Source organism: Methylomonas aurea (assembly GCF_024505045.1).
GTDB classification, from domain to species: Bacteria; Pseudomonadota; Gammaproteobacteria; order Methylococcales; family Methylomonadaceae; genus Methylomonas; species Methylomonas aurea.
In genome coordinates this window covers 1-2,432 of the sequence record NZ_JANIBM010000079.1, presented here as the reverse complement: position 1 = coordinate 2,432, position 2,432 = coordinate 1, and the positions used below count along the sequence as shown (strand labels likewise).

The window sequence follows — 2,432 nt, the reverse complement described above, 5'->3', positions numbered from 1 at the left end:
GTCAATCGGCGTAGAAAATTTTCCACAGATGGGCGTCGAAAAGTTTCCAGTTTGCGCGTAGGGTTATTGGTTTTCTGTAGCTTTTTTTCGTTGCTTGAATCGGTAAGATTCGTTGCCGGTTTCGAGGATGTCGCAATGATGAGTAATACGATCCAGTAGTGCTGTGGTCATCTTGGCATCCCCAAAGACCTGTACCCATTCCCCAAAGCTGAGATTGGTCGTGATGATCAGTGAAGTCTTTTCATAGAGGTGGCTGATCAGATGAAAGAGTAAAGCCCCGCCTGAAGCTGGGAACGGCAGATAGCCCAGTTCATCGAGAATAACAGCATCCATGTGCTGTAGTTGCTTGGCCAGATTGCCTGCTTTGCCGAGCTGTTTTTCCTTATCAAGCTGGTTGACCAGATCGACGGCATTGTAGAAGCGAACCCGCTTACCTTGATGGATGGCGGCAATGCCAATAGCGGTGGCCAAGTGAGTTTTGCCGGTGCCTGTACCACCGATCAAAATCAGGTTGTAGGCCTGTTCCATGAACTGGCCAGACGCTAATTGGCCGATGCGGTGCTGAGGCAAAGGCGTTTCATGCCAGTCAAAATGCAGTAAATCGCGATGAATGGGGAAACGAGCGGCTTTGAGTTGGTAGTTGAGGCTACGAGCCTGACGATCGGCTTGTTCGGCGGCAATCAGTTTATCCAGCCAGACTTCCGGCATGACCGGTTTCTGTTGATGACGGTATTCGGCTTGCCACTCGGACCATGAGGCGGCCATACCGAACAGATGTAACGCTTTGAGCTGGGCGGCGCGATCAATGGACATGATTCACGCTCCGCAGGCTATCGTAACGGCTGCAATCGGCGATGGGCTCGATGGTCAATGTAGGTGTCGCCGAACCGGTTTCGCTTAATGCCACGGGCCGTGCGGCCTCGGTGAGTCGGCGCATTTCATTCAGCACAATCGCCGCACTGACAATACCGGTCTGCAAGGTTAAATCGCAAGCCACTTCCAGAGCATCCAAGCCGTTGTCGCCCAGGTCCCTTGCCATCATGAGTAACTCGACAAACGCTCGATCCCCTTTTGGTTGTTTCAGTACGCGGTCACGCACCACCGTGATCGAGACCGGTAAATCCCAAGTCACGAACGGCGCACCATTACGTAATGCCCCCGGCTTTTTCTCCAATACCGGCAAGTAATGCCAAGGGTCGCAGATCAACTGGTCGCGTCCGAAGTGTCTTGGGTGGTCAGCGATAACCTGTCCTTCAGCCACCATACGCACGCGATTCGCCGTGACACGCACCGATACGGCCATATTTGCCCAGTGGACGGGCACACTATACCGGTTGCGCTCGATGCGAATCAGGGATTGGCTAGTGACGCGGCGCATGGTCTCGACATAACCATCAAATACCGCCTTAATCGGCATTAGCAACGGTTGCTCTTGGGCAAAGCAATCCGCGATGGTGCGCGAGGTTTGCTCAGGATTCGGTCTTGCTGCCAGTTCCCGGCAGCGTTGATCCAACCAAGCATTCAAACCTGTAAAGTCGTCAAACTTGGGCGTCGGGGTGAACAGCCAACTGCGGATATCACAAACCTGTTTTTCCACCTGGCCTTTCTCCCAGCCTGACTCCGGCGTACAGGCAATCGGCTCGAACAGGTAATGGTTGGCCAGCGTTAGAAAACGGCGGTTAAATTGCCGCTCTTTCCCGGAGAATATCGCATCCACGACCGTCTTCAGGTTGTCGTAGACCATGCGTTTCGGCACGCCACCGAAGAAGGCGAATGCCTGATTATGCGCGTCCAATACCATCTCCTGTGTTTCCCTCGGATAGGCGATCACGAACATCTGGCGGCTATAAGTCAGGCGGAACTGGGCCACTTTCACCACCTGTTCGACACCCGCAATCACGGCGGTTTCATGGCTCCAATCGAACTGACAGGTCTCACCGGGCGGAAAATACAGCGGCACGAACACTTGCGTCACGGGTGGCGACCCTGATTGGTCTTGCTTCCAGGCTTTCACGTAACGCCGGACGGCGCAATAACCACCGACATAACCTTCAACCTGCAAGCATTCAAATAACCGTTGTGCCGTACGGCGACGCTTTACCGGTAATCGACTATCGGCTTCCAACCATTGCTCAAGCTGATTGCGAAATGGGCCTAGCTTGGGATGGGGCTGGGATTTACGCACCGGATACACCGGTTCATCCAGCGTATGGAGATGTTTACGGATGGTGGGGCGGGATAATTTGAATTGTTTGGCCAACTCACTGACGGTCGCTTTCTCCACAAAATGCAACCGCCGAATTTCGGCGACTTCTTCCACGTCTATCACTCCAGGATTCTCCGGCAAAAAGCCGGGCATTGAACAACCTGGGGTGGAAACTTTTCAACGCCCTTTTCCCCAGGACCCTGGAAAGTTTTGCACGCCGGTTAAC

The 2,432-nt window shown here is 53.7% G+C and carries 2 protein-coding genes; both read right to left on the bottom strand.

Annotated elements, in window-relative coordinates:
• Positions 1–63: 63 nt before the first annotated feature.
• Complete coding sequence (istB, locus tag NP603_RS21740) at positions 64–813, bottom strand: IS21-like element helper ATPase IstB (RefSeq protein ID WP_256612960.1); 750 nt, start codon at positions 811–813, stop codon at positions 64–66.
• Positions 803–2,320 (bottom strand): IS21 family transposase, encoded by a 1,518-nt coding sequence (gene istA / locus NP603_RS21735; protein WP_256612959.1) that lies wholly within the window; start codon positions 2,318–2,320, stop codon positions 803–805. Before istA ends, istB begins: the two co-directional genes overlap by 11 nt.
• Between the last annotated feature and the right edge of the window lie 112 nt (positions 2,321–2,432).

Bases quoted from the DNA above. Each gene is read 5' to 3' on its own strand.
- istB (WP_256612960.1), bottom strand. From the start codon at position 813: ATGTCCATTGATCGCGCCGCCCAGCTCAAAGCGTTACATCTGTTCGGT.